General features: G+C 74.3%; 20 protein-coding genes. 12 read left to right on the plus strand and 8 right to left on the minus strand.

From position 1 onward, the window contains the following. The first annotated feature begins 204 nt into the window (after positions 1 to 204). Positions 205 to 666, plus strand: coding sequence for a hypothetical protein (locus VM95_RS07620; RefSeq protein ID WP_045693280.1), 462 nt, complete (start codon positions 205 to 207; stop codon positions 664 to 666). 86 nt (positions 667 to 752) lie between these two features. Beyond that, positions 753 to 1421 (plus strand): class F sortase, encoded by a 669-nt coding sequence (locus VM95_RS07625; protein ID WP_045693281.1) that lies wholly within the window; start codon positions 753 to 755, stop codon positions 1419 to 1421. 72 nt (positions 1422 to 1493) lie between these two features. Here the strand turns inward: VM95_RS07625 and VM95_RS07630 are convergent, their stop codons facing one another. Both VM95_RS07630 and VM95_RS07635 read right to left on the minus strand, forming a co-directional pair. Then, the gene (locus VM95_RS07630) at positions 1494 to 2519 is read right to left on the minus strand and encodes a methyltransferase (RefSeq protein ID WP_045693282.1); all 1026 of its coding nucleotides are present in this window, start codon (positions 2517 to 2519) and stop codon (positions 1494 to 1496) included. A 61-nt stretch (positions 2520 to 2580) separates the two neighbouring features. Next, entirely contained in the window at positions 2581 to 3663 is a 1083-nt protein-coding gene (locus VM95_RS07635; RefSeq protein WP_045693283.1) for a right-handed parallel beta-helix repeat-containing protein, read from the minus strand. 215 nt (positions 3664 to 3878) lie between these two features. Here VM95_RS07635 and VM95_RS07640 point away from each other — a divergent pair, with 215 nt between their 5' ends. Both VM95_RS07640 and VM95_RS07645 read left to right on the plus strand, forming a co-directional pair. After that, entirely contained in the window at positions 3879 to 4820 is a 942-nt protein-coding gene (locus tag VM95_RS07640) for a deoxyribonuclease IV (RefSeq protein WP_045693341.1), read from the plus strand. Between the two features lie 79 nt (positions 4821 to 4899). Continuing rightward, positions 4900 to 7014, plus strand: coding sequence for an MMPL family transporter (locus VM95_RS07645; RefSeq protein ID WP_045693284.1), 2115 nt, complete (start codon positions 4900 to 4902; stop codon positions 7012 to 7014). Between the two features lie 65 nt (positions 7015 to 7079). On the opposite strand, the gene VM95_RS07650 is transcribed toward VM95_RS07645, so the two are convergent. After that, positions 7080 to 7304: a hypothetical protein gene (locus tag VM95_RS07650; protein WP_045693285.1), complete on the minus strand. Its 225-nt coding sequence runs from the start codon at positions 7302 to 7304 to the stop codon at positions 7080 to 7082. A 412-nt stretch (positions 7305 to 7716) separates the two neighbouring features. Between VM95_RS07650 and VM95_RS07655 the strand changes: the two genes are divergently transcribed. Both VM95_RS07655 and VM95_RS07660 read left to right on the plus strand, forming a co-directional pair. Further along, on the plus strand, positions 7717 to 9144 hold the full coding sequence (locus VM95_RS07655) for an amino acid permease (RefSeq protein WP_107072878.1): 1428 nt from the start codon (positions 7717 to 7719) through the stop codon (positions 9142 to 9144). 95 nt (positions 9145 to 9239) lie between these two features. Next, positions 9240 to 9446, plus strand: a complete 207-nt coding sequence (locus VM95_RS07660) for a hypothetical protein (RefSeq protein WP_045693286.1) — start codon at positions 9240 to 9242, stop codon at positions 9444 to 9446. A 20-nt stretch (positions 9447 to 9466) separates the two neighbouring features. Here the strand turns inward: VM95_RS07660 and hppD are convergent, their stop codons facing one another. Then, a complete protein-coding gene (hppD, locus tag VM95_RS07665; protein WP_045693287.1) occupies positions 9467 to 10627 on the minus strand; it encodes a 4-hydroxyphenylpyruvate dioxygenase in 1161 nt (386 codons plus the stop codon). 706 nt (positions 10628 to 11333) lie between these two features. Between hppD and VM95_RS07670 the strand changes: the two genes are divergently transcribed. The 4 genes from VM95_RS07670 (at position 11334) to dmpI (ending at position 17388) form a co-directional block, all read left to right on the plus strand. Continuing rightward, positions 11334 to 14474 carry an amino acid adenylation domain-containing protein gene (locus VM95_RS07670; RefSeq protein WP_279616817.1) on the plus strand — a complete coding sequence of 1047 codons (3141 nt, stop codon included), beginning with the start codon at positions 11334 to 11336 and terminating at the stop codon, positions 14472 to 14474. Between the two features lie 75 nt (positions 14475 to 14549). Further along, positions 14550 to 16037, plus strand: coding sequence for a carboxylesterase/lipase family protein (locus tag VM95_RS07675; RefSeq protein ID WP_045693288.1), 1488 nt, complete (start codon positions 14550 to 14552; stop codon positions 16035 to 16037). 173 nt (positions 16038 to 16210) lie between these two features. Continuing rightward, positions 16211 to 17080: a LysR family transcriptional regulator gene (locus VM95_RS07685; protein WP_045693290.1), complete on the plus strand. Its 870-nt coding sequence runs from the start codon at positions 16211 to 16213 to the stop codon at positions 17078 to 17080. A gap of 125 nt (positions 17081 to 17205) precedes the next feature. Continuing rightward, positions 17206 to 17388: a 4-oxalocrotonate tautomerase DmpI gene (gene dmpI, locus VM95_RS07690; protein ID WP_045693291.1), complete on the plus strand. Its 183-nt coding sequence runs from the start codon at positions 17206 to 17208 to the stop codon at positions 17386 to 17388. 80 nt (positions 17389 to 17468) lie between these two features. Here dmpI and VM95_RS07695 read toward each other — a convergent pair whose 3' ends face one another. Beyond that, the gene (locus VM95_RS07695; protein WP_244178664.1) at positions 17469 to 18866 is read right to left on the minus strand and encodes an ABC1 kinase family protein; all 1398 of its coding nucleotides are present in this window, start codon (positions 18864 to 18866) and stop codon (positions 17469 to 17471) included. 560 nt (positions 18867 to 19426) lie between these two features. Between VM95_RS07695 and VM95_RS07700 the strand changes: the two genes are divergently transcribed. Next, the gene (locus VM95_RS07700; RefSeq protein ID WP_045693292.1) at positions 19427 to 20260 is read left to right on the plus strand and encodes an SAM-dependent methyltransferase; all 834 of its coding nucleotides are present in this window, start codon (positions 19427 to 19429) and stop codon (positions 20258 to 20260) included. A gap of 44 nt (positions 20261 to 20304) precedes the next feature. Here the strand turns inward: VM95_RS07700 and VM95_RS07705 are convergent, their stop codons facing one another. From VM95_RS07705 to VM95_RS07715, 3 genes are all read right to left on the minus strand, one after another. Continuing rightward, on the minus strand, positions 20305 to 21585 hold the full coding sequence (locus VM95_RS07705) for an MAB_1171c family putative transporter (protein WP_052707192.1): 1281 nt from the start codon (positions 21583 to 21585) through the stop codon (positions 20305 to 20307). Further along, the gene (locus tag VM95_RS07710) at positions 21566 to 22126 is read right to left on the minus strand and encodes a M78 family metallopeptidase domain-containing protein (protein WP_208615419.1); all 561 of its coding nucleotides are present in this window, start codon (positions 22124 to 22126) and stop codon (positions 21566 to 21568) included. Before VM95_RS07710 ends, VM95_RS07705 begins: the two co-directional genes overlap by 20 nt. 71 nt (positions 22127 to 22197) lie before the next feature. After that, entirely contained in the window at positions 22198 to 22530 is a 333-nt protein-coding gene (locus VM95_RS07715; protein WP_045693293.1) for a hypothetical protein, read from the minus strand. Between the two features lie 543 nt (positions 22531 to 23073). Here VM95_RS07715 and VM95_RS07720 point away from each other — a divergent pair. Beyond that, complete coding sequence (locus tag VM95_RS07720; protein ID WP_244178665.1) at positions 23074 to 25080, plus strand: putative Ig domain-containing protein; 2007 nt, start codon at positions 23074 to 23076, stop codon at positions 25078 to 25080. Positions 25081 to 25130: the final 50 nt, after the last annotated feature.

A 25130-nucleotide genomic window follows, 5' to 3' on the forward strand; every position in this document is an offset into this window, starting at 1 on the left:
CGGCATCACCCGGATCGCCGGGGCACCCGGGTGAACACACCCGGGACTCCACCCGAAGGGCGCACCGACCGTGGCGGCGCCGCCACGCTCCGGTGGCAGGCGGCCGCACGGTGGATGACGGTGGATCAGGCGCCCCTCCCCGCGACTCCCCTCGACCGGCACCCTGTCGGCGGTCGCGGCCCGTGCGCCGGAAGGATCATCCTCATGCGTTCTGCACGCACGCTGCTCGCCGGAGCCGCCGTCGCCGCCGTCCTCACCGCCGGAGCCCCCATGGCCTTCGCCGACGGCTCCGCCGACCAGGGCAAGAACCTCACCTGGCAGGAGAAGACGGACAAGCCCGCCGACGCCCCCAAGACCACCGACGACAAGAAGCCCGCCGCCCCGACCGAGGAGCACAAGGGCTCCGAGAGCAAGGGCACCGAGCACAAGGGCACCGAGAGCAAGGGCACCGAAGGCAAGGGCACGGAGAGCAAGGGCCTGGAGGGCAAGGGCACCGAGGCCAAGGAGGAGGAGCACAAGGCCCCGCACGGCGGCGTGCACACCGGCGGCGGCGGCCTGGCCCTGTCCGGCGGCGGGCTCGCCTCCGGCGCCGTCCTGCTGCTCGGCGGCCTCGGCGCCGGCGCCTTCGCCCTGCGCCGCGGCCGCCGCACCTCCGCCGCCCTCTGACTGCTCCCCCACCTCCTCCGCCGCCTCTGGGCGCCCCCGCTGCCGGGGCGCACCGGGGGCGGCGGGCCGTCCCGGAAGGGTGAACGATGGCCGGTCCCGGAATGCCCCGCTTGCTGCGCGCCGGCATGGGCGCGGCAGCGGTCGGCCTGCTGCTGATCTACAACTCGGTGGACACCACGCCGGCCGGCGACCCGGCGGCCGCCCCAGCCGCTCCCCCGGCCGCCACCGCGGCTGCGTCCCCGCCCCCCTCCCCGGCCGCCCCGGCCGCCGCGCCCGGCGCGCCGGTGCTCAAGCGCGCCAAGCCGACCCGGCTGCGCATCCCCCAGATCGCCGTCGACGCGCCGTTCACCGAGCTCGCTCTCGGCCCCACCGGCCAGCTGGACGCGCCGCCGCCGGACGACAAGAACCTGGTCGGCTGGTACCGCGACGGCGTCACCCCCGGCGAGCGCGGCAGCGCCGTCGTGGCCGGGCACATCGACACCAGCAAGGGCCCGGCGGTGTTCCTGCTGCTGAGCCTGCTGCTGCCGGGCAACAAGGTCGAGGTGAGCCGTGCGGACGGCACCGTCGCCGTCTTCTCGGTCGACTCGGTGGAGACCTTCGCCAAGAACGCCTTCCCCGACCAGAGGGTCTACGGCAAGACCCCCGACGCCCAGCTGCGCCTGATCACCTGCGGCGGCACGTACGACAAGCAGAAGCGCGACTACCTGGACAACGTGGTCGTCTTCGCCCACCTGGAGTCCTCCCACAAGGCCTGAGCGGGGCACACCAACGGCCGCCGCCCCGTCGAGTCGGGGAGCGGCGGCCGTTGGGCGCGGTGCGTGCGGGCGTCAGCGGACGGTGGCCTCGAAGGCGTGGAGGTAGGGGTTGACCGGGCGGACCTCGGTGACGGTCAGGCCGGCCTCGGTCATCAGGCGGACCATGCTGGCCTCGGAGTGCTTGGCGCCCCCGACGTTGAGCATCAGCATGAGGTCCATCGCGGTGGTGAAGCGCATCGAGGGGCTGTCGTCGACGAGGTTCTCGACGACGACCACGCGGGCGCCGGGGCGGGCGGCGGCGACGACGTTGGCGAGGGTGCGGCGGGTGCTGTCGTCGTCCCACTCCAGGATGTTCTTGATGATGTAGAGGTCGGCGCGCACCGGGATGTCCACCCGGCAGTCGCCCGGCACCAGGCGGGCGCGGTCGGCGAGGGCGCCGCCGTCGCGCAGCCGGGGGTCGGCGCCGGCCACGACCTTGGGCAGGTCGAGCAGGGTGCCGTGCAGGGCCGGGTGCTTCTCCAACAGGCTGGCGAGGACGTGGCCCTGGCCGCCGCCGATGTCGACCACCGTGTCGATGCCGGTGAGGTCGAGGTAGTCGGCGAAGTCCCGGGCGGACTGCCGGCTGGAGGTGGTCATCGCCTTGTCGAAGACCCTGGCCGAGTCGCCGCCCTCGCTGTGCAGGTAGTCGAAGAACTCCTTGCCGAACAGCTCGGGGAAGACGTTGCGGCCGGAGCGGACGGCCTCGTCGAGCATCGGCCAGGCCTCCCAGGTCCACGGCTCGGTGCACCAGAGGGAGATGTAGCGCAGCGAGTTGGGCGCGTCCTCGCGCAGCAGGCGGGACATCTCGGTGTGCTCGAAGCGGTCGCCGGCGGTCTCGGCGAAGATGCCGTAGCAGGTGAGGGCGCGCAGCAGGCGGCGCAGCGCGCGGGGTTCGGTGTCGAGGGCGGCGGCGAGTTCGTCGACGGTGGCCGGGGTGTCGTCGAGCGCGTCGGCGACACCGAGCCGGGCGGCGGCGCGGACGGCGGCGGCGCAGGCGGCGCCGAAGACGAGTTCGCGCAGCCGCATCGCGGCCTGGGGGTTGGCGGGGGCGGTGGTCATGGCGGTCCTTCGCGGTGAGGGGGGCGGCGGGCGTCGGGAGCGGGCGGGCGGTGGGCGCGGGTCAGCAGAGGCCGGACGGCTCGGAGACCGAGCAGGTGTTGCGGGCGAAGACGTTGCCGGCGCCGCTGTCGCGGTCGGCGAGGTCGGCCGGGGCGTTGCCGCTCAGGTGGTTGCCGGTGACGGTCGCCCGGGTGTTGGGGACGCCGACCGCGCTCTTGAAGAGGACGATGCCGCCGGAGAAGTCGGAGCTGCCGCGGTTGTCGTGGACCTCGTTGTCGGTGACCCGCGTGTCCTCGGTGCCGGTGAGCACGATGCCGGCGCCCTGGATGGCGCCGAGCCGGGGGTTGGCCGGGCAGAACTTGTTGTTGGCGACGACCCGGTTGCGGCGGACGTCGAGGTCCCCGGCGCGCGGCACGCCCTCGTCGCCGACCACGAAGACGCCGGCGCAGTTGCCGCTCATCTTGTTGTCCTGGACGGCCAGGCCGCGCAGCCGGCGGACGGTGACGCCGACCCGGTTGCCGCGCAGGTCGTTGCCCTCGACGACGGTGCCGCCGGTGTCGGGCGCCCCGCCCTCGCGGTAGGCGTAGTTGGCGAGGAAGACGCCGGACTGGCCGTTGTCGACGGAGCGGTTGTCGATGATCGTGGCCCGGGTGGACATCTCCTGGCTGATGCCCTGCTGGGCGTTGTCGTGGACGTAGGTCGACCGGACGGTCAGACCGGTGGTGCCGCTCGCGTCGATGCCGTTCTTGCGGAAGCCGGTGACGGCCAGGGCCTCGACCGTGACGCCGGCCAGCGGGGCCTGCTCGGTGCCGTCCACGCAGACGCCGTGCCCGGCGGCGGCGCAGGCGTTCTCGGTGCCCGTCCCCGGGGTGATCACGGTGGTCGGGCCGGCGCCGCGCAGGGTGAGGCCGGGGGTGGTGATGCGCACGCTGCCCGCGTAGGTGCCGGGCATCAGCTGGACGGTGTCGCCGGGGCGGGCGGCGTCGACGACCTGCTGGACGGACTCGCCGGGTTGGACGAGGTGCAGGGTACCTTCGGCGGCGGCGTGCGCCGGGGCGGCGGCGGTCAGGGTGGCGAGGACGGTGGTCAGGGCGGTGGCGGCGGCGGTGGCCGCGGCGAGGAGGTGGACCCGTCGCGTGGGCATGTGTGGTGACCTGTCTTTCCGGCGAGCCTCGTCGTGGACGCCGTGTGAGCGGGCGGTGACGGCCGGTGGGTGCGGCCGAATCGACGCTATGGGTGCCCGGGTGGGGCCGCCACCAGGGGTGGGCTGCGGGACTGACGGGGCGTCGGCCCCCGGGCGTGTCCTGCCGGACGGGGCGCCGTACGGGTGCCGCCCGGGCCCGTGGCATGCTCGGGGCCATGAGCACCGCGCCCGTTCCGTCCCTCGCCGACCTCCGCAACCCGATCGGGGCGCACGTCCCGGTCGCCGGGAAGGGACTGGTCGGAACGGGCCTGGCGTACGCACGGCGGGTCGGCGCCGAGACGGTGCAGGTGTTCACCGCCAACCCGCGCGGCTGGGCCACTCCCGCCGGCAACCCGGCGCAGGACGAGGAGTTCCGGGCCGCCTGCGCCGAGCTGGGAATGACGGCCTGGGTGCACGCCCCGTACCTGATCAACTTCGGCTCCGACAACCCGGCCACCCGGGAGCGCTCGGCCGCCTCGCTGCGGCACTCGCTGCGCCGCGCGCACGCGATCGGCGCGCTGGGCGTGGTGCTGCACACCGGCTCGGCGGTCGGGACGGCGCCCGGCGGCGGCTCGCGGCGGGCCGAGGCGATGGCGCAGGTGCGCGCCGACGTCCGGCCGCTGCTGGCGGAGCTGGACGGGCTCGGCGAGGACGCGCCGTGGCTGCTGCTGGAGCCGACCGCCGGGCAGGGCAGCTCGCTGTGCTCGCGGCTGGAGCAGCTGGCCGAGTACGTGGAGGCGCTGGACGGCCACCCGAAGGTGGGCGTCTGCCTGGACACCTGCCACGCCTTCGCGGCCGGGCACGACCTGGCCGTGCCGGGCGGGGTGACGGCCGCGCTGGACGCGCTCGCCTCGGCGGCCGGGCCGGGACGGCTGCGGCTGATCCACGCCAACGACTCGGAGGACGTGGTCGGGGCGCGCAAGGACCGGCACGCCAACATCGGCGCCGGGATGATCGGGGCGGAGCCGTTCCGGGAGCTGTTCGAGCACCCGGAGACCTCCGGGGTGCCGCTGGTGGTGGAGACCCCGGACCGCAAGCACGGCGGGGACGGCACCGGGCACGCGATGGACATCACGGCGCTGAAGGGGCTGCGGGCGCGGGCGGCCGTCGCCGTCTGAGGGCCGCCCGCGCCTGGAGCTGCCGGGTGGCGCGACCGGTGTCAGGCTGGAACGAGTCTCCGCCTCTGGGGGTAGTGCCGTGTCCTCGACCTGGAAACTCGCCTCGCTGCCGTGCGGGCGCCGGAGCAAGTGGGTGGTGCTCGCCCTGTGGTTGGTGCTGCTCGTCGCCCTCGGCCCGCTGGCCGGAAAGCTGACGGGCGCCGAGGACAACCAGGCGTCCAGCTGGCTGCCGGGCAGCGCCGAGTCCACCGTCGTCCTGAACGAGCAGCGGACCTTCCAGCCGGTGGACACCGCGCAGGCCGTCGTCGTCTACCAGCGGACCGGCGGCGTCACCCCCGCCGACCGGGCGGAGGCCGCGCGCGAGGCCGCCGGCTTCGCCGCCGTCCCGCACGTCGTCGGCCCGGTCGTCGGGCCGGTGGTCTCCGGCGACGGCCAGGCGATGCAGACCGTCGTGCCGATCGACATCAGCGGCAGCAACGGCTGGAACGCCCTCAAACCCGCCGTCGAGACCCTGCGCAGCACCGCCGCCGCGAACAGCCAGGGCATGACCACCCACGTCACCGGCCCCGGCGGGATCGGCGCTGACCAGGCCAAGGCCTTCGCGGGCATCGACAGCTCCCTGCTCGCCGCCACCGTCAGCGTGGTCGTCGTCCTGCTGCTGCTCACCTACCGCAGCCCGGTGCTGTGGCTGCTGCCGCTGCTCTCCGCGGCCGGCGCGCTGACCGTCTCCCAGGCGTTCATCTACCTGCTGGCCGAGCACGCCGGGCTGACCGTCAACGCGCAGAGCGCCGGCATCCTGATCGTCCTGGTGCTCGGCGCGGGGACGGACTACGCGCTGCTGCTCACCGCCCGCTACCGCGAGGAGCTGCGCCGCCACGAGGACCGGCACGAGGCGATGGCCTTCGCCCTGCACCGGGCCGGTCCCGCCGTCCTCGCCTCCTCGGCCACCGTGGTCGCCTCGATGCTCTGCCTGCTGATCGCCGAGATGAACTCCACCCGCGGCCTCGGCCCGGTGCTGGCGATCGGCGTGCTGGTCGCCCTCGCCGCCATGCTGACCCTGCTGCCCGCGCTGCTGGTGATCGTCGGCCGATGGGTGTTCTGGCCGGTCAGGCCCGGGTACGGCACGCCGGAGCCGACCCGCAGCGGCCGCTGGGCGCACGTCGGGGCGTGGATCGCCCGGCGGCCCCGCGCGGTGTGGGTCGGGACGGCGCTGGCGCTCGCGGTCTGCTGCGTGGGGCTGGTCTCGCTGAACGCCTCCGGGGTCAGCACGGCCGGGACGTTCACCGGCAAGCCCGACTCGGTGGTCGGCCAGCAGGTGCTGGAGCAGCACTTCCCCGGGGGGACGGGCGCCCCGCTCAGCATCGTGTCCACCGCGGCCGACGCGCCGGCCGTCCGGGCCGCCGCCCGGTCCACGCCCGGGGTGGCGGACGCCTCGCCGCCGATCGTCCGGGACGGGCGGGCGCTGTTCCGGGCCACCCTCACCGACCCGCCGGACAGCCGGGCCGCCAAGGACACCGTCGACCGGGTGCGCGCCGCCGTGCACGCCGTGCCGGGCGCGGACGCCAAGGTGGGCGGCAACACGGCCGTCGTGCTGGACGCCGGGCGGGCGGCCGCGAACGACAACCGGGCGATCATCCCGCTGGTGCTCGGCGTGGTGCTGCTGATCCTGGCCGTACTGCTGCGGGCCGTCACCGCGCCGCTGGTGCTGATCGCGACGGTGGTGCTGTCGTACGCGGCGGCGCTCGGGATCAGCGCGTTCTTCTTCGCGAACGTCTTCCACTTCCAGGGCCAGGACCAGGCGTTCCCGCTGTTCGTCTTCGTCTTCCTGGTCGCCCTGGGGATCGACTACAACATCTTCCTGATGACCCGGGTGCGGGAGGAGTCCGCCCAGCACGGCACCCGGCAGGGCGCGCTGACCGGGCTGTCGGCGACCGGCGGCGTGATCACCTCGGCCGGGCTGATCCTGGCCAGCACCTTCGCCGTGCTGGGGACGCTGCCGCTGGTCGCCTTCGCCGAGATCGGCTTCGCGGTGGCGCTGGGCGTCCTGATGGACACCCTGGTGGTGCGCTCGGTGCTGGTCACCGCGCTGACCATGGACCTGGACCGGCACATGTGGTGGCCGGGGCGGCTCTCCCGGCGGTCCGCCGACGCCCAGGCGCCGGAACCGGCCGGTCGGCGGCCCGGACAGCCGTGAGCCCGGGGCCGCCGAGGCGGTCCCGGGCCCAGGGCCGGATCAGCTGGATCGGCCGGATCGGCCGATCAGCAGTCGCCGGCGCAGAAGTCGTCGGTGTACGAGTCGGCGTTGAGCCAGTTGGCGTGCGGGCCGAACAGGCCGACGCCGGCGGAGCCCGTGCTCATGCTCATGGCGGACTGCGCGTCCGACACGTGCCAGGCCGCCATCGCCGGAGCCGGCGCCGCGAGGGCGGCGGCACCCGTCACGACGGTGATCACGGCGAGCTTGCGGATCTTCCCACGAAGCGACATCCGATGTCCTTTTTTGTTCGTCTCTGGTCCTCAACCCGCGCCCCCGAACGGTCAGTTCGACCGCAAGACAGAACGGGCGGCGCCCCACCTCGGAGCGCCGCGCCAAGGTTGGCACACGAACGCGGACCGGCGGGCGCTCGCCGCAACCGCGCTGGGACATCCGGGTGACACATCTCCCCCGCGCGGACGAACACGGCCGCACGCCCGCATATCGGGTCGAACGGCCTCGCGAAGGGCGCCGGACGAGCGCCGGACGAGCGCCGGTGCGGCCCGGGTGCGACCGGAAATCTTGCGGTGATCGGCTCGCCCGGGCGAACAAATCCCATCGATTTGGTGCACAGTTCGCCCTGGTCCGAGCATGAACGGTCGCTCCACCGAGCGCGAGCAGGACCACGAAAGGCGCACCACCCTCATGCAGACCAGCCCGGCCGCACCCCGGCAGGCGACCCGACCGAGCGGACCGGACACCCCGGACCAGGTCACCCCCGGACCCGAGAAGGCCGGCTCGACGAGCGGCTCGAAGAGCGGCTCGAAGAGCGGCCGCTTCGGGCTGCCGACCGCCACCGCCCTGGTCATGGGCAACATCATCGGCGGCGGCATCTTCATGATCCCGGCGGCCGTGGCACCGTTCGGCACGCTCAGCCTGGTCTCCTTCGTCGTGCTCACCGTGGGCGCGATCGCCCTGGCGCTGGTCTTCGGGCAGCTGGCGCGCCGCAACCCGCGCACCGGCGGGCCGTACGTCTACGCCCGCGAGGCCTTCGGGGACTTCGCCGGCTTCCTGTCCGCCTGGTCGTACTGGATCACCACCTGGGTGAGCAACGCCGCGCTCGCGGTCGCCGCGGTCGGCTACCTCGACGTGCTGGTGCCGGTCGCGCACAACACGGCCGTCAGCATCGCCGTCGCGCTCGCCTTCCAGTGGCTGCCCGCGCTCGCCAACCTGGCCGGCACCCGGTACGTCGGAGTCGTCCAACTCGTCTCCACCGTCCTGAAGTTCGTCCCGCTGGCGATCGTCTCGGTGGGCGGCCTGTTCTTCTTCGACCCGAAGAACCTCGGCCCGTTCAACGCGAGCGGCCAGGGCGCGCTCGGCGGCATGAGCGCCGCGGCGGCGATCCTGCTGTTCAGCTACCTGGGCGTCGAGTCGGCCGCGATGAGCGCCGGCCAGGTCCGCGACCCGGAGCGCAACGTCGGCCGGGCCAGCGTGCTCGGCACCACCGGCGCGGCCGTGGTCTACTTGCTGGGCACGCTCGCGGTGTTCGGCACCGTCGCGCACGACACGCTGGTGCACTCCAGTGCGCCGTTCTCGGACGCCGTGAACGCCATGTTCGGCGGCACCTGGGGCGGCACCGCGATCGCCGTCGCCGCGCTGGTCTCGATGACCGGCGCGCTCAACGGCTGGACCCTGCTGGCCGCGCAGGCCCCGTACGCGGCGGCGAAGGACGGGCTGTTCCCGGCCGCCTTCGGCAAGGAGAAGCGCGGGGTGCCGACCTTCGGCGTGATCGTCAGCGTCGCGCTCGCCTCGGTGCTGACGGTGGCCAACTTCGCCAGCGGCGCCAAGGGCGCGTTCGACATGCTGGTGCTGGTCACCACCTTCACCGCGACCGTCCCGTACCTGCTCTCCACCGCCGCCCAGCTGTACTGGCTGGTGCGCGGCGCGAGCGAGAAGGTCGACGGCGGGCGGCTGGTCCGCGACGCCGTGCTGGGCGTGGGCGCGTTCGGCTTCTCGCTCTGGCTGCTCGCCGGGGCCGGCTACGCCGCCGTCTACCAGGGCGTGCTGTTCCTGTTCGCCGGCATCCTGGTCTACGTGTGGATGGCCGGGCGCCGCCGAGGCGCCGAGGACTGACCGCACCGGCCCCGCACACAAGCCGTCCGCACCGGGGATCGCCCCGGCGCGGACGGCTTGTTCGTGGCCGGATAGGCTCCCGGCCGGGAGGGATCATGACGGGTCGGAGCTGGTACGAGGACCGGGACGGCGACGCGGACGCCGAGCGGGTGGCCGAACGGGCGGCGCGCGCCGAGCGCTTCGGGTGGATCGCGATCGCCGGGGTCAGCGGGCTCCTCGTGGTCGCCGTGCTCGCCGCGGTGGTGCTGGCCGTGGTCGCGGTCGTCGCCGGCTACCTCCTCCTCACCGCCTCGCGGCCGTAGGGGCCGTAGGGGCCGTCCCGCTACGGCTGGCGGGCGGGGCCGTCCTGGCGCAGCCGGTCCAGCTCGACGGCCTCGTACAGGGCCTTGATGTTGGAGGATCCGAAGGTCTCGGCGCCGAGTCGCTCGATGACCTCGAAGAAGAGGGTGCGCCGCGGGTGCGTGGACCGGGTGAAGACCTGGAAGAGCTGCCCGCCGTGGTCCTCGTCGACGAGCAGGTTCAGCTCGCGCAGCGCCTCCAGGCCGTGCCGGCGCAACTCCACGCGTCGGGCAAGCAGTTCGTAGTAGGTGGCGGGGGTGCTCAGGAACTCCACGCCGCCGCCGGACAGGGCTCGGACCGAGCCGACGGCGTCCTCGCTGGAGAAGGCGATGTGCTGGACGCCCGAACCGCCGTGGTTCTTCAGGAAGTCGTCGATCTGGCCGGGGTCGGCGGCCGGGTCCGGCTGGATGACGGTGAAGGTGATGTCACCACTGCGGCTCTGCACCACCTTCGACAGCATCGCCTGCGATCCGACGGCGATGCGCTCCTCAAAGATCTCCCGGAACCCGAGGGCCTGCCGGTAGAACGCGACCGTCTCGTCGAGCTCACCGACGTTCACGCACACGGCGAAGTGGTCGATCTCCAGCAGCCCGGGTTCCGGACCGTCCGAGCCGGCGCCGGTTGCGGTGCCGGCGCCGGTTCCGGTGTCGACGGGCCGGAACCCGGGCGGGAGCCCGTCGTCGGCGGCGTCGCGTTCGACCAGGGTGTGGACGACGTCCCCGAAGCCGGCGAGCTCGGCGACGGCGGTGCCCCCGACCTCGCCGGCCAGCGGCCGGGCTCCGCGGTCCACCGCGTGGGCGAGGGCGGCCGACGCGTCGCCGGTGCGCAGGGCGATGCGGGCCACGCCCGAGCCGTGGCGCCGGACGTAGACGGCGGCCGGGTGCTCCTCGTCGGTGCCTTCGGTGAGCACCAGGAGGATCCTGCCCTGACGCAGGGCGAGGCTGCGGCACCCGTCCGCCGGCCCGCCCGCGGTGCCGACGACGGCGAAGCGGTACCGGCCGGTCCACTCGGCGGCCGCGCGCTCCAGGTCCTCGACGTAGAGCTCCACGTGGTCCAGCCGGAGGTCGTCGACCGGGAGGACGGCGGCGGGCCGGGGGGCCTGCCGGGGACGATCGTGGCGCTCGAAGTCTTCCGTGACGGTCATGCGTGAAGTCCGATTCCGGGTCGGATCCGGCGCGCACGGCACCGGATCACGACCACTCCCCCGTCGCCCGGTGCGAGACATTCGGCCGGGCGTTCCCTCGCCCCGTGAAACGGGTTACCCAACCCATTGCGGACGGAGCGGAAACCGCCCGATCGGCGGCTCGGAGATCAGTAGATGCGCTCGAAAGCGAGCGCGTCAAGTGACCCACGACACGGTCCGGCCAAGGTGGCAGGGTCCGGCCAATCCGGCGCGAAGGAGACGGATCCGGCGGCCTCTTTGTGTCACGGGCGGCGAATTCCGGAAAGTGAAAGAACGTAACAGAAAAAGCCCGGCAATGGCCTTCGCCCCAAGGCCCGCAAGGCCGGCGTCGGTTTCGTCGAGGCCGCCGTGTTCCGCATGCCGGACGAGCCGCCGAGGGCTGGCGTTCCGGCCCCGTCCCGTGCAGTACTGTGAGGGAGATCCCGGCGCAACCGCCGGTCGACCGCGTGCGTCTCAGTGCGCAAGTCGCTATCGCATGGATGGCGCTCGCGCGGAAAGGGTAACGTCCGAACCGGGCGCACGCGAATGCCGCAATGCGGCGGCGATGACTCCTCCCGGTCCGTGCGGGGCACGGCAGAACCGGGACGGCCGCGCGGCGATCGAACGAGCGACGACAATTCCAGAGCACACAGGCATTCCACAATCACGGGGGGACATCGTGGTTCCGATGGAAAATGAAAGTCACACACGGAATTCCACCGGGGGGCGTCACGGCATCGAAACGGTGCACGGGCTGGTCCGCCGGTGCGCGGAGGAACGGCCGTCCGCGGTGGCGATCGTGTCCGGCGACCGGCGGGTGACCTACCGCGAACTGCAGGCACTCGCCGACGACTACGCCGCCGAGCTCGCGCGCCACGGCGTCGGGCGGGGCGATCTGGTGCCGGTGCTCATGGCCCGCGGCCCGGAGCTCGTCGCGGCCCTGCTGGCGGTGCTCGAACGCGGCGCCGCCTACTCCGCCCTCGACCTCCGGTGGCCGCGGGAGCGGCTCACCTCACTGATCGCGGCCCTGGACGCGAAGCTGCTGGTGACCTCGGAGGCCGGCGCGTGGCCCGTCCCGGTGGTGGCGCCGCCCCGGGTGGCGGACCTGACGGACACCCACGTCACCGCGGGCCGCGCACCGCAGCGGATCGAGGTGCGCGGCGGCGAGCCGTTCGCCGTGTTCTTCACCTCGGGATCGAGCGGCACGCCCAAGGCGACCGTCGTCCCCCACCGCGGCATGGTCAGCCTCTTCGAGGAGTGCGACTTCGCCGACTACGGCCCCGGCAACGTGGTGCCGCAGCTCGCGCCGGCGACCTGGGACGGGTTCTGCCTCGACGGCTGGGGCGTCCTGATGAACGGCGGCACGTCGGTGTTCGTCGACGACGCGGTGCTGGTGCCGGCCACGCTCCGCCGACTGGTGGCCGAGCACGGCGTCAACGGCGCCTCCCTGACGGCCACGCTGTTCAACATGATCGTCGACGAGGACCTCGACGCGTTCGAGGGGCTGCGCTGGCTGATCACCGGCGGCGAGCGCGCCTCCGCCGGCCACATGGGGCGCTTCGTGGCGCGCTTCCCGGCCGTCGCCCTGCACAACATGTACGGCCCCGTGGAGACCACCGCGGTGGTGACCGCGCGCCGGGTCACGGCCGAGGACTGCGTCGACCCCGCCGGCGTCCCGCTGGGCCGGGTGCTCGACGGGACGACGATCCTCGTCCTGGACGGGGACCGGCCCTGCGCCCCGGGCGAGACGGGTGAACTGTGCATCGCCGGGGCCGGGCTCGCGACGGGCTACCTCGGCGACCCGGAGCTCACGGCGAGGAAGTTCCCCGAGGTCACCGTCGACGGGCGGACCCACCGGGTGTACCGGACCGGCGACCTCGGGCACTACTCGGCCGAGCACGTGCTGTACTTCGACGGCCGCCTCGACCGGCAGGTCAAGATCCGCGGCCACCGGATCGAGCCGGCCGAGATCGAGCGGGCCGCCACCCGCGTCGCCGGGATCACGGCCGCCGCGGTGGTGGTGCTCGACGGCCCGGAGGGGCGCGGCCGGAGCCTGTGCCTGTGCTACGCCGGGCGCGGCGAGAACGTGCCCGACGAACCGGCCGTGCGCGCCGAACTGGCCACCCGGCTGCCCGGCTACCTGGTGCCCGACCGGATCCGCCGGCTCGCGGCGATGCCCCTGCTGGCCAGCGGCAAGGTCGACCAGCGGACGGTCGAGCGGCTCGCCGCCGAGGACGAGCACGACGAGTACCCGGACAACGCGCCGGGGGCGCAGCACGCGCTGGACCCCGTCGAGACGCGCCTGGCGGCCGTGTTCGGCCAGATCCTCGGCCGTGCCGGTGTCCCGCCGGAGCGCTCGATCTTCGAGCTGGGCGCCAACTCGCTCGACGCGGCCCGGCTCTGCGCGAAGGTGGCCGCGGAGTTCGGGGTGGCGGTACCGGCCTCGCAGGTGTTCGTGACCTCGACCGTGCGCGACCTCGCCGTCGCGCTGAAGCCGCTGCTGGACGCCCGGGAGGCGGGTACGGGCGGTGCCGCGGCGCACGGCACCGCGGCGGAGCAGGCCGGCGGCCCGGTCGCGCTGCCCGTGCACTACGCGCTGGCCCTGTGGGAGGGCAGGTCCGAGGCCTCCGACCTCGCGTACCTCTGCTCGATGGCGTGGTGGCTCGACGGCACCCCGGACCTCGGGGCGCTGTCCCGGGCGATCCTCGACGTCCACGGCCGCCACCAGGCGCTGCACTCGCGGTACCTGATGGACCCCGGCCCCACCGCGGTGCCCTCCCCCGACCTGCCCGGACCGGAGCTGCGGCAGCTGCCGGACGAGCGCACCGAGGACGAGGCGGTGGCCGCCCTGCACGCCGCGCTCTACCGGCCGCTGTCGCTCGCCGAGGGGAGGATCTGGCGCTGCGCGGTGGTGCGGAGCACCGACAGCGGACGCCTGCTGTTCGGTCTCATCGTCCACCACGTGGCGTTCGACGGCGCGTCCCAGGAGCCGATGGCCGCCGACCTGGCCACCGCCTACCGGGCCCGACTGCTCGGCCGCGCCCCGGAGTTCGCGCAGCCCGCCCAGACCCTGGCCGAGATCGCCGACATCTACCGGCGGCGGCGCGCGGCCGCCGACGTGGACGGCCAGATCGGCTACTGGACGCGGGAGCTCGACGGCCTCCCGCAGCTCGCCCTGCCCGGCCGGCTGCCCTCCTCGGCCACCGACGGCCCCCGGGTGTCGGTGTCCCGGCAGGTCTCCGCCCGGGAGATGGAGCCCTGGGACGCCGCCGTCCGCCGGCAGGGGTCGACCAGGCTGGCGGCGCTGGCCGTCGCGTACTCCTCGATCCTGCGCGGGCTGTCCGGCCAGGACGAACTCGCCCTGCTGGTGCCGTTCTCCAGCTGGGCCGGCGACCCCGGCCGGTCGATGTCCACCCGGATGGACATGTTCTGCCTGCGGCTGCGCCCCGCGACCGCCGAGAGCGACGTGTGGGACGGCGCCGGGCGGGCGGTCGGCGCCGCGCTCGCCGCCCAGGACGTGTCCTTCGCCGAGGCGGCCATGCCGGTGCTCGCCGGGATGGGCCAGGAAGCGCTCGGCCGGCTGCCGGTGCTCCTGGTGGAGAACCTGAGCGATCCGGAGCTGCCGCTGCCGTCCTGCCGCTCCGAGTTCGTCCGCATGGACGCCCCGACCACGATGAGCGAGCTGGAGACCGAGGTCTGGTACGCCGCAGACGGCGGAGTGCGGCTCAACGTGTGGGTGTGGACGGACCGTTACCCCGTGGAGTTCGCCGAGCACCTGGCCGACGCGTTCCAGCACGTCCTGCGCGCGGGGCCGGCGGCCCTGGCCTGAGCCGACCCGCCGCGACCTGACGGAGCGTCACCAACTAGCGTGGGTCCCTCGGCATCCCGGAGGAAGAGAGGCACGATGTTCACGACTGACGTCGAGACCATGGACGGCGTCGTCCGCGGACGACGGGCCCCGCGCGCGGTGCAGTGGCGGTCGATCCCCTACGCGGCCGCACCGGTCGGGGAGTTGCGCTTCCGGGCGCCGCAACCGGTGCGGCCGTGGACGGGCGTGCGCGACGCCACCAGGTTCGGCGACGCGGCCGTCCAGCGCCGCAACCCGATGGTGGGCCTGCGCCCGACCGGCGAGGACTGCCTGACCCTGAACGTGACCGCGCCACCGGACGCCTCGACACGGCCACGGCCCGTCATGGTCTTCCTGCATGGCGGCAGTTACCTCTTCGACACCGCGGCCCGATACCCCGGCGACTCGCTCGCGGCGCGCGGCGACGTGGTGGTGGTGACGGTCAACTACCGCCTAGGGGCGCTCGGTTACGTCGACTTCAGCGAACTCTCCAGCGCCGACCGGCCGTTCGAGTCGAACCTCGGCCTGCGGGACCAGCTGGCGGCGCTGAAGTGGGTGCGCCGCAACATCGCCGCGTTCGGCGGCGACCCGGACAACGTCACCCTCTTCGGCGAGTCGTCCGGCGCGGACGCGGCGCTGACGCTGATGGCCACCCCGGCCGCGGACGGGCTGTTCCACCGCGCGATCGCGCAGAGCCCGGCCGCGGACTGGGCGGCCGTGGAGCCCGCGGAGGCCAGGCGGTTCGCCCGCCGGCTCCTCGGCCACCTCGGCGTCACCCCGGCCGCCGCGGCGCGGGCCCTGCCCGAGGCGGCCGCCAAGGACCTCTGCCGGGCCACCGAGCGGGCCGTGCGGGACACCGTGCGGGCCAATCCCGGCAGTTACCCGATCGCACCGGTGATCGACGGGGACCTGCTGCCGCAGGCCCCGCTGGACGCCCTCGCCAAGGGCGGCGCGCGGGCACTGCCGCTGATCATCGGCACCAACCGCGACGAGAACACCCTCGCCCAGTTCGACGCGACCGTGCCGACCACCGCGCCCGCGCTGCGCGCCGCGCTGGAACGCTGCGGCGCCGACCCCGACCGGGTCGCCGCCGCCTATCCGGGGTACCCGAAGCGGGCGGCCGCGATCCGGGTCAGCACGGACTTCGTGCTGTGGCGGCCCGCGCAGGCCGTCCTCGAAGGCCACAGCCGCCGCGCCGCCACGTACTGCTACCGCTTCGACTTCGCGCCCCGCGCGCTGCGCCTCGCCGGGCTGGGGGCCATCCACGGCATCGAACTGCTGCCGGTGTTCGGCGGCGTTGACAGCGCGCCGGTGCGGCTGCTGACGCTGGCCGGCGGACGGCAGGGCTTCCGCGCCGTGCAGGACGAGGTCCAGGACCACTGGCTGGCCTTCGCCCGCACCGGCCGGCCGCTGGACTCCTGGCCGGCCTACACGCCGGAGCAGCGGAACACCCGCGTCATCGACCACCCGTCCCGGATCGAGGTGGACCCGCAGCGCGACCGCCGGCTCCTCTGGGAGGGCGTCCGCGTCCCCGCCGCGGACTGAGCCGGCCCTCGGCGGCGGGCCGTTCGGCGGCGGGCCGGTCAGTCGCGTCCCGTTCGGCGGCGGGCCGGTCAGGGGCGGGTGGCGACGGCGGCGCGGCCGGGAGGCCCTGCGGTGGGACCGGGCCCCGGCCTGCGACCATGGAGCCGTCCGCAAGATCGTTTGCAGGGGGATCCATGGAGCTACGGCAGCTACGCTGCTTCGTCGCCGTCGCGGAGGAGTTGCACTTCGGGCGGGCCGCCGAGCGGCTGCTGCTGGGGCAGCCCGCGGTGAGCCAGCAGGTGCGGCGGCTGGAGCGGGAGGTGAAGGTCGAGCTGTTCGACCGTTCGCCCCGGTACGTCCGGCTGACGCCGGCCGGGGAGCGCTTCCTGCCCGCCGCCCGGCAGGTGCTGGCCGCCGAGGACGCCGCCCGGGCGCTCGCCGCGGAGCTGGCGGCGCCGGCCGTGCTGCGGCTCGGCACCGTCACCGGGCTCGGCGAGCGGCTCGACCTGATCCTGGACGCCTACCAGCGGCGTGCCCCGGAGGTGCTGGTCGAGCTCCGGGCCGAGCCCGTGCGGGAGCGGCTCGCGCAGCTGGCGGACGGGCGGCTGGACGCCGCCTTCGTCCGCGGTGCCGTCGCCGAGGTCAGCCCCGAGCTGCGCTTCCTGCCGGTCTGGCAGGAGGAGTTGGTGCTCGCGCTGCCCGCCCGGCACCCCCTCGCCGAGCAGCCGGCCGTCGACCTCGCGGACCTCGCCGCCCTGCCGCTCCGGTTGACCGAGCGCCACAACCACCCGGCGCTGGTGGACCTGGTCCTGGACGCCTGCGCGCGGGCCGGGTTCCGGCCGAGCCTCCTCCCGTCGCAGAGCATCCTCCAGGACACCCTGGCCTCGATCGGCGCCGGCGCCCCCTCGTGGACGGTGGTGTACGCCGCCAACACCCGGATGACGACCACCCAGCGGATCGTCTTCCGGCCCTGCCGGACCCCGCTCGCCCTGCCGGTCTCCGTCGCCGTGCGCCGCTCCGCCCCGCTGCCCCGACTGCTCCTGGAAGCCTGCCGAGCAGCCTGACCTGCGACGATCAGGATCCGTGATCGCTGCCAGAGCGATTCGGGTCTGGGTGCGGACGGGCCCGATCGGGTGAACTGGTCTCAGCCGGAGGAACCGGCGGGACACCCCCGAAAGAGGAGCCGAAGATGCCGATCGTCACCATCCAGCAGGGCCCGCGCACCGTCGAGCAGAAGCGCGAGCTGGTCAAGAAGGTCACCGACGCGTTCGTGGAGGCCCTGGAGGTCCCCGCGGAGAGCGTGATGGTGTGGGTGCAGGAGTACCCGGCGGAGAACTGGGGCGTGGCCGGCACGCTCACCGCGGACAAGTAGCCGCCGGACTCCGCGGACGGGCGGCGGCCGCTACCCACGCGGTAGCGGCCGCCCGTTCGCCGTGCGGGTGCTCAGGCCCGTCAGGAGTCGCGGGAGGGCGCGGCGGCGTCCGGCGCGTCGGCGCCCGGCCCGGCGGCATCGGCCGCGAAGCCCGGCATGCCCGCGACGGCCTCCGCCCGGTAGGGGATCCGGGCGCCCAGCTGGCTGAGCATCGCCATCTCGGCCATCCACACCCGCTGGAGCTGCACGTGCTCCGGCAGCATCACCATGCGCTCCCGAAGGACCTCCGCGTCCTTGGTGAGCGTGGCCCTGCGCACCGCCTCGCGCAGCCACGCGCGGTCGAAGGTGAAGACCTCCTCGGCCAGCGGCTGGACGAGCATCTCCAGCGAGCGGGTCAGCCAGCCCCAGTCCTCGGGCTCCCCGCTCCCCCCGCCCCGGCCGCCCTTGCGCTCCCTGAGGAGCCCGGCCTCGCGCATCAGCGCGACCATCCGCTCCGGATCGCCGTCGACGCAGGCCCGTATCATCTGGCCCATCGACGGGATCGGGCCGTCCGGCAGCCGGACCACGGCGCCGAAGTCGAGCACCCCGAGCCGGCCGTCGCCGGTGAGGCGGAAGTTCCCCGGGTGCGGATCGGCGTGCAGCAGGCCGCAGCGGTTCGGCCCGGCGTGGTTGAACCGGGCGAGCAGCAGGCCCAGCCGGTTCCGGTCCTCCTGGGTGCCGTCCGCCATGACGGCGGAGGCCGGTGTGCCGTCCAACCACTCGGTCACCAGGACGCGTTCGGTCGCCTCGACCACCGCGGGCACGAGGAAGTCCGGGTCGTCGGCGAAGGCCTTCGCGAACACGGCCTGGGACTCGGCCTCATGGAGGTAGTCCAGCTCCTCGATCGTCCGCGCGCGCAGCTCCGCCACGATCTCCTTGACGTTGAGCTCGCCGCCGGTGACCCGGTCGATGATCGGGCTGATCCGGATCAGGTGGCCGAAGTCCGAGGCGAGGGCCTCGGCGGCGCCGGGGTGCTGGACCTTGACCGCGACCTCCCGGCCGTCGCGCCAGCGCCCCCGGTGCACCTGGCCGATGGAGGCGGTGGCCACCGGCTTGTCGCCGAACTCCGGCAGCGACTCCCGCCAGTCCTCGCCGAGGTGCTCGCGCAGCACGGCGTGGACGGTACGGACCGGCAGAGCGGGCCCGCTCTCCTGCAGGCTGGTCAGCGCCGCCCGGTAGGGCCGCACCAGGTGCTCCGGCAGCGCGCTCTCCATCACGCTGAGCACCTGGCCGAACTTCTGCGCACCGCCCTTGAGTTCGCCGAGCACGGCGAAGAGCTGCCGGGCGGTGCGTTCCTCGATCTCGGTCCTGATCAGGTCCTCGGCACCGCCCGCGAGCCGCCGGGCCAGCCCGAACGCGGTGCGCCCGGCGAATCCGACCGGCAGTGACGCCATCTTCATGAAGCGCCGCGCCGTGCCCTTCGGCAGTTCACCGTCCACAGCCGCTTTCCCCTCCCGATCGGCGGGGATCCGGCCGCGACGGCAGCCACCCTCCCGGGGAGCATTGTCGAAAATCCCCATGGCTCAGTCAAAGCGCGGCCGGTAATCAACACACCGCATTCACCTGGCAGTTGCCACTGCAGACGGCCACCGGACCGGCCACGCACCTCCTCCGGCCTGCGGATCTCCGCACGGCCCGGCCTCCCCACGCGGGATTCGCCACCCGTGCCGGCGGCCGCCGAAGCATCGAATTCGGCCAATTCCGGCCCGAACGGTTTCGGTCACGATCCGCCCCGCGGACGACACCGGAGCGGACAAATGGCTCACTTGCACACGCTCCCGCCCCCTCCGCACCCCCTGTTAGCATCCCGACCATCCATCTCAGCCCACGACTCTCCGACCTGAATTCGTTTCAGCCAACGAGCACCGCCCTGCCGCTGACGTGCTGAGACACCGTCGAGCAGCGCGCCGGGCCGCTCGTGAAGACCGTCACGCATGGCCGCACCGGATCTCCAAGAGCAAGCCTCCCAAGACGCTTCGACCGTGAGGATGGATCGACTATGAGCACGTCCGCGCCCGCCGCCGGTGACAACGCCGTGGGCTCCCTGTACGACCAGCTGACCGACGCGCTGTCCGCGGCGCTCGGCGACAACATCCATTTCGGGTACTGGGACGACGAGCACGACGACAGTCCGATCGACCGGGCCACCGACCGCCTCACGGACCTGGCGGGCGAGCGGCTCGTCCCGGCGGACGGGATGCGCGTGCTGGACGTCGGCTGCGGCAGCGGCCGGCCGGCGGTGCGGATCGCCGACCGGCACCGCGTCCACGTGACGGGCGTCAGCATCAGCGAGCACCAGATCAAGGTCGCCCAGGACCGGCCGGAGGTCGGGCAGGAGGCCGGCCAGGTCGCCTTCGAGCTGGCCGACGCGACCGAACTCCCCTTCGCGGACGGCTCCTTCGACGGCGCCTACGCGATCGAGTCGCTGGTGCACATGGCGGAGAAGGAGGCGGCCGTCGACCACGTCGGCCGGGTGCTGCGGCCCGGCGCGCGGTTCGTGATCGTGGACTTCTTCCTGGACGGCGAGGTCTCCCCGGAGCACGCCGAGGTGCTGGCCACCGCCTGCGGGCTGCTCCAGTTCGCGCCGCTCATCAGCCGCGCCGACTACCAGCGGCTGCTGGACCGGGCCGGCCTGGACCTCGTCGAGTTCACCGACATCCGGACCAACATCGGCCGCTCCTACCGGGTCGCCTCCGACGCCTTCCACCAGGCCCTGCGCGCCATGGTCGGCGGCGAGCTCGGCCCCGAACACGAGGCCGCGGCCAAGCTGTTCGAGACCTTCGGGGCGCTCCCCCCGGTCGGCTACGCGCTGATCACCGCCGTGCGTCGCTAGGCCGCGGGGCCGGATCCGGGCCCGGTGGCCGGGGGGCCGCGTCCTCAGCCGGGGCCGCGGCCCAGCTCCGCCCGCACCCGGCGGCGGACCCCGGCCACGGCCGGGGAGCCGGCGAAGGCGTCCGCGACCCTGACCAGCCAGGCCACCTCCTCGTCGATGCCGACCTGCCCCTCGGCGGCGACGTACCCGGTCGACGGTCCCGCCGGGTAGCGATGCCCGGCCGCGGTCGCCTCCAGGGCGGCGGCGATGCCGGCCGCCTCCACCGTCACCGCGAGCTGGTCGCGCCCGGCCGCGTCCGCCGTGAACTCGGCGACCCACGACGGCACGTGCGGGTGCACGTACGGTCGCAGCGCGAGCTGCCCGTCGCGGATCTCGATGACGCGGCGGTACAGCGCGAACTGCGCACCGTGCGGCGCGCGCCGGCCCGTCCGCGCGGTGTCCGGCAGCAGTTCCACCGCCGGTACCGTTGCCCGCAGCGCCGACCAGAGCGGCTCCAGCCGGCGGTAGGCGTACCGGGCGCGCAGCGGCCGCGACCAGCGCGCCAGCCGGCCGCGCCAGAGCGGCGCGGTCGCCCCCGCGAGCATCAGGACGACGCAGGCGAGCGCCACCACCGCGGACGCCGCGCTCTCGCCGCCGGCCACACCGCCGGTGGTCAGCGCCTCCACCACGTCGATGACGTTGCTGGCCGTCCAGAGCAGCCCGATCACGGTGCCGAAGGCCATCATCCGCACGCCCGAACGCAGCGCGCCCGGCGGCATCCGGGCGGCGGAGCGGCCGACCAGCAGACCGAACACGACCAGGCGCCAGACCAGGTGGGCCGTGAGCAGCCCGACATAGACGACCAGCAGCGCCCGCCCCCGGCCGTCGTCGACGACCACCCGGTTGCCCACCTGGGCGGGGTCCGCCGCGACGTACGCGGTGACGCTCAGCAGCCCGGCCCCCGCCGTGACGGCCGCCTGCCGGCGCAGCCCGGCCCGGAGCCCGCCCCGGACCGCGTCCGGCGGCTGGATCGAGTGGGCCAGCATCGCCAGGGCGCCGACCGCGAGGAGCTCCAGCTCGTCGCCGACCAGCCGCAGGCAGCCGGACCCGAGCCAGGGCCACGGCCAGGCCCGGGCGCCGGGCAGGCTCGCCGCGGCGAAGGTCCCCGGCGCCGAGAGCGCCAGCCCCAGCGCCATGCACAGCCCGGCGGTGTAGACGTGGCGCAGCGCCGGATCCGAGCGCCGCCCCCGGTCCGACCAGGCCTTGCCGGCCGTGCCGACGAGGGTGACCAGGCAGGCGAGGTAGTCGGCCGCGTCGGCCAGCCGGTCACCCACGGTCCGCCGCACGGGGGTGCCTCGGGGCCGGGCCGAACACGGAGCCCAGCCGGGCCACCCGGTCGTCGGCTTCGCCGGCGTCCGGGCGTGGGGCCCGGGCCCGGTGCCGGGCGCGCTGCAGGACGAGGGTGGCGATCAGTTCGGCCTCCTGCTCCTGCCGGTCGGAGTAGGCGGAGCGGCCGAGCACCCGCCGGATCAGCTCACCGGACAAGTGGGGCATCAGCGCCTCGGACGCGGCGGAGCCGAGCGCCGTCGCCCCGGTGTGCCCGCAGAGCAGGTGGCCGACCTCGTGGAGCAGGATGTGCTGCTGGTGCAGCACGCTGGTGTCGGAGGGGTACCCGATGTAGTCGGCCCGGTCGGTGCTGGCCAGGATCCCGCACGGGCCCCGGCTCCGCCCGGGCAGCGGCACCAGTTCGAGCGGCCGGCCCCGGGCCTGCGCCAGGGTCGCGGCGAGGGCCGTCACCTCGAACGGCTCCGGCAGCGGCAGCGCCTCCGCGATCTCCCGGCACCTTCGCCACAACTCCGCGTCCCCACCACGGTCCGCCCGCCTCACGGTTCCTCCCCCCGGCGCTTCCACAGCGCGCCGAGGAATGATCTCAGGCGTGGATGACGGACCGCCAGGATTCAGGCCGGTTCGGAGCCGTCCCGGGCGGCGGACAGGCGCAGCTGGAACGGCGACCCGGGGGCGTCCGGCCGCCAGCCCCGCGACCGTGCGGCCCGGATGCCCGCGGCGACCTCCCCCGGCAGGACGAGCTCGGCCGGCAGCAGGCGCGGTTCCTGGACGAACGGGCGGCCGGTCTCCACGACGAGCGTCGTCCCGGGGCGGTCCGCGTGCTCCACCGCGTACGCGAGGGTGCCGCCGTCGTAGTCGCAGCACCAGTGCTTCCGGCTCGTCCGCCAGCGGTACGCGACGCCGTCGACGACGATGCGGCGGGAGCCCTTCTTGACCAGTGCCACGCCGCTGCCCCTCGCCCTTCGACCGTCCGCCGGGCCGCCGGCCCGGTCACCGCTGTGCAGTCTCCTCGCGCGGGCCCCCGGTGTCACCGGGTTTTGCCCACTCCGTCACCCCCGTGGTCGCGTACGCGCGGACGGTGCCGACCGGGGGCATCGGGTGCGCGGCGTCCACGGGCGGGGCGGGTGGCACGGGAGGGGTGGCGCTACCGCGCCAGTGGCGGTGTCCCGCCTGGTCAAGGCTCGGTCATGCCGGTCAAAGCCTCGGTCATGGCATGGACACCATGCTTGTTCGCCGGTGCGGGCCCCGCTACCTTTCTCGCACTGGAGCCGCCAAGGCTCGGCACCACACCCCTGGCATGTCCTGGACACCCCCAGCTCCGCCCGGCCCCCGTCGCCCCATCGGGCTGACGCCCCCGGCCGCGCCGAGCCCCCGGGCAGCCGTCTGCACGTGCGCGTCTCCCCTCACCCCGGGCCTGCACACGGGCGGCCGCCTCACCTCGGCGCGCCCGCACGCCCGGGGCCCGACCCCCAACCGGGAGGGCTCCGTTGCACCAGCTCATCCGCTCCGTCCTGCGTCACGGCGGACCCCGTGCGAGCAGACTCCGCGCGAGCACCGCGACGCTCGCCGTCGGCGCCGTGGTCGCCGCCGGCCTCGCCGTCGCCGCGCCGGCCGACGCCACGGGCGCCACGGGCACCACCGCGCCCGGCGCGAGCGTCAGGCACGCCTGCGCCAAGCCGACCCAGCGTCACCAGATGGCCTGCCAGGCCCTGGTGCGCACCGACGTGGTGCAGCCGCACGCGTTCTCCCTCCACGCGGTGTCGCCCGACGCCACGCCGTCCGGCTTCGGGCCGAGCGACCTGCAGAGCGCCTACGGCCTGACGGCCAACGGCGGCGCCGGGCAGACCGTCGCCATCGTGGACGCCAACGACGACCCCAACGCGGAGTCCGACCTGGCGACCTACCGCGCGCAGTACGGGCTGCCCGCGTGCACCACCGCGAACGGCTGCTTCAAGAAGATCGACCAGAACGGCGGCACCAACTACCCGGCCGGCGACACCGGTTGGGCGGGCGAGATCTCGCTCGACGTCGACATGGTCTCCGCCGCCGCGCCGAACGCCCACATCCTGCTGGTCGAGGCCAACGCGGCCACCATGAGCGACCTCGGCACCGCCGTCAACCAGGCCGTCGCCCAGGGCGCGAAGTTCGTCTCCAACAGCTACGGCGGCTCCGAGGACTCCACCGACACCACCTCGGACAGCCAGTACTTCAACCACCCCGGCGTCGCCATCACCGTGTCCTCGGGCGACTCCGGCTACGGCGCCGAGTACCCGGCCGGCTCCCAGTACGTCACCGCGGTCGGCGGCACCTCGCTGAACCGCAACTCCAGCGCGCGCGGCTGGGGCGAGACGGTCTGGGGCTCCAGCGGGGGCGGCAACGGCGCCGGCTCCGGCTGCTCGGCCTACGACCCCAAGCCGAGCTGGCAGAGCGACAGCGGCTGCTCCAACCGGACCATCGCCGACGTGTCCGCCGTCGCCGACCCGGCCACCGGCGTCGCCGTCTACCAGACCTACGGCGGCAGCGGCTGGGCCGTCTACGGCGGCACCAGCGCCTCCGCGCCGCTCATCGCCGCCGTCTACGCCGACGCGGGCACCCCGGGTGCGTCCGATTACCCGGCCAAGTACCCGTACCAGCACACGAGTTCGCTGAACGACGTGACCAGCGGCGCGAACGGCAGCTGCTCCCCGTCCTACCTGTGCACCGCGGGCGCCGGCTACGACGGCCCGACCGGCCTGGGCACCCCCAACGGCCTGGGCGCCTTCAAGTCCGGCACCAGCACCGGCAACACGGTGACGGTCACCAACCCGGGCAACCAGAGCACCACCACGGGCAGCGCCGCCTCCCTGCAGATCCACGCCAGCGACTCCGCCTCCGGCCAGACCCTGACGTACAGCGCCACCGGCCTGCCGACCGGCCTGTCCGTCAACTCCTCCACCGGCCTGATCAGCGGCACGGCCTCCACGGCGGGCAGCTACAACGTGACGGTCACCGCGAAGGACACCACCAACGCCACCGGGTCGGCCTCCTTCACCTGGACGGTCTCCACCTCGGGCGGCGGGGGCGCGATCGTCAACGGCGGCTTCGAGACCGGCAGCCTGAGCGGCTGGACCGGCGCCGGTTCGTCGGCGGCGAACACCGCGGCCGCCCACAGCGGCGGCTACGGCGCCCAGGTCGGTTCGGACAGCCCGGGCACGGACTCCTCGATCGCCCAGACCTTCACCGCGCCGGCCGGCTCCAGCAAGGTGTCCTTCTGGTACAGCAACACCTGCCCGGACACCGTCACCTACGACTGGGCCACCGCCACCCTGAAGGACAACACCACCGGCACGACCACCACCGTCCTCGCCAAGACCTGCGCCGCGTCCGCGAGCTGGGTCAACAGGACGGCCACCGTCACCCCCGGGCACTCCTACACCCTCACCCTGAGCAACCACGACGACGACTACCCGGGTGACCCGACCTACACCTACTACGACGACGTGACCGTCTCCTGACCCGCACCACGTCGACCGGTGGGGCCGCGGACCGACCGCGGCCCCACCGC

This window comes from Streptomyces rubellomurinus (genome assembly GCF_000961885.1).
Taxonomy (GTDB): Bacteria; Actinomycetota; Actinomycetes; order Streptomycetales; family Streptomycetaceae; genus Kitasatospora; species Kitasatospora rubellomurina.

Excerpts from the sequence above, each read along its gene's own strand:
- VM95_RS07620 (WP_045693280.1), top strand. The coding sequence starts at position 205 with ATGCGTTCTGCACGCACGCTGCTCGCCGGAGCCGCCGTCGCCGCCGTC.
- VM95_RS07625 (WP_045693281.1), top strand. The coding sequence starts at position 753 with ATGGCCGGTCCCGGAATGCCCCGCTTGCTGCGCGCCGGCATGGGCGCG.
- VM95_RS07630 (WP_045693282.1), bottom strand. The coding sequence starts at position 2,519 with ATGACCACCGCCCCCGCCAACCCCCAGGCCGCGATGCGGCTGCGCGAA.
- VM95_RS07635 (WP_045693283.1), bottom strand. The coding sequence starts at position 3,663 with ATGCCCACGCGACGGGTCCACCTCCTCGCCGCGGCCACCGCCGCCGCC.
- VM95_RS07640 (WP_045693341.1), top strand. The coding sequence starts at position 3,879 with ATGAGCACCGCGCCCGTTCCGTCCCTCGCCGACCTCCGCAACCCGATC.
- VM95_RS07650 (WP_045693285.1), bottom strand. The coding sequence starts at position 7,304 with ATGTCGCTTCGTGGGAAGATCCGCAAGCTCGCCGTGATCACCGTCGTG.
- VM95_RS07655 (WP_107072878.1), top strand. The coding sequence starts at position 7,717 with ATGCAGACCAGCCCGGCCGCACCCCGGCAGGCGACCCGACCGAGCGGA.
- VM95_RS07660 (WP_045693286.1), top strand. The coding sequence starts at position 9,240 with ATGACGGGTCGGAGCTGGTACGAGGACCGGGACGGCGACGCGGACGCC.
- hppD (WP_045693287.1), bottom strand. The coding sequence starts at position 10,627 with ATGACCGTCACGGAAGACTTCGAGCGCCACGATCGTCCCCGGCAGGCC.
- VM95_RS07670 (WP_279616817.1), top strand. The coding sequence starts at position 11,334 with ATGGAAAATGAAAGTCACACACGGAATTCCACCGGGGGGCGTCACGGC.
- VM95_RS07675 (WP_045693288.1), top strand. The coding sequence starts at position 14,550 with ATGTTCACGACTGACGTCGAGACCATGGACGGCGTCGTCCGCGGACGA.
- VM95_RS07685 (WP_045693290.1), top strand. The coding sequence starts at position 16,211 with ATGGAGCTACGGCAGCTACGCTGCTTCGTCGCCGTCGCGGAGGAGTTG.
- dmpI (WP_045693291.1), top strand. The coding sequence starts at position 17,206 with ATGCCGATCGTCACCATCCAGCAGGGCCCGCGCACCGTCGAGCAGAAG.
- VM95_RS07700 (WP_045693292.1), top strand. The coding sequence starts at position 19,427 with ATGAGCACGTCCGCGCCCGCCGCCGGTGACAACGCCGTGGGCTCCCTG.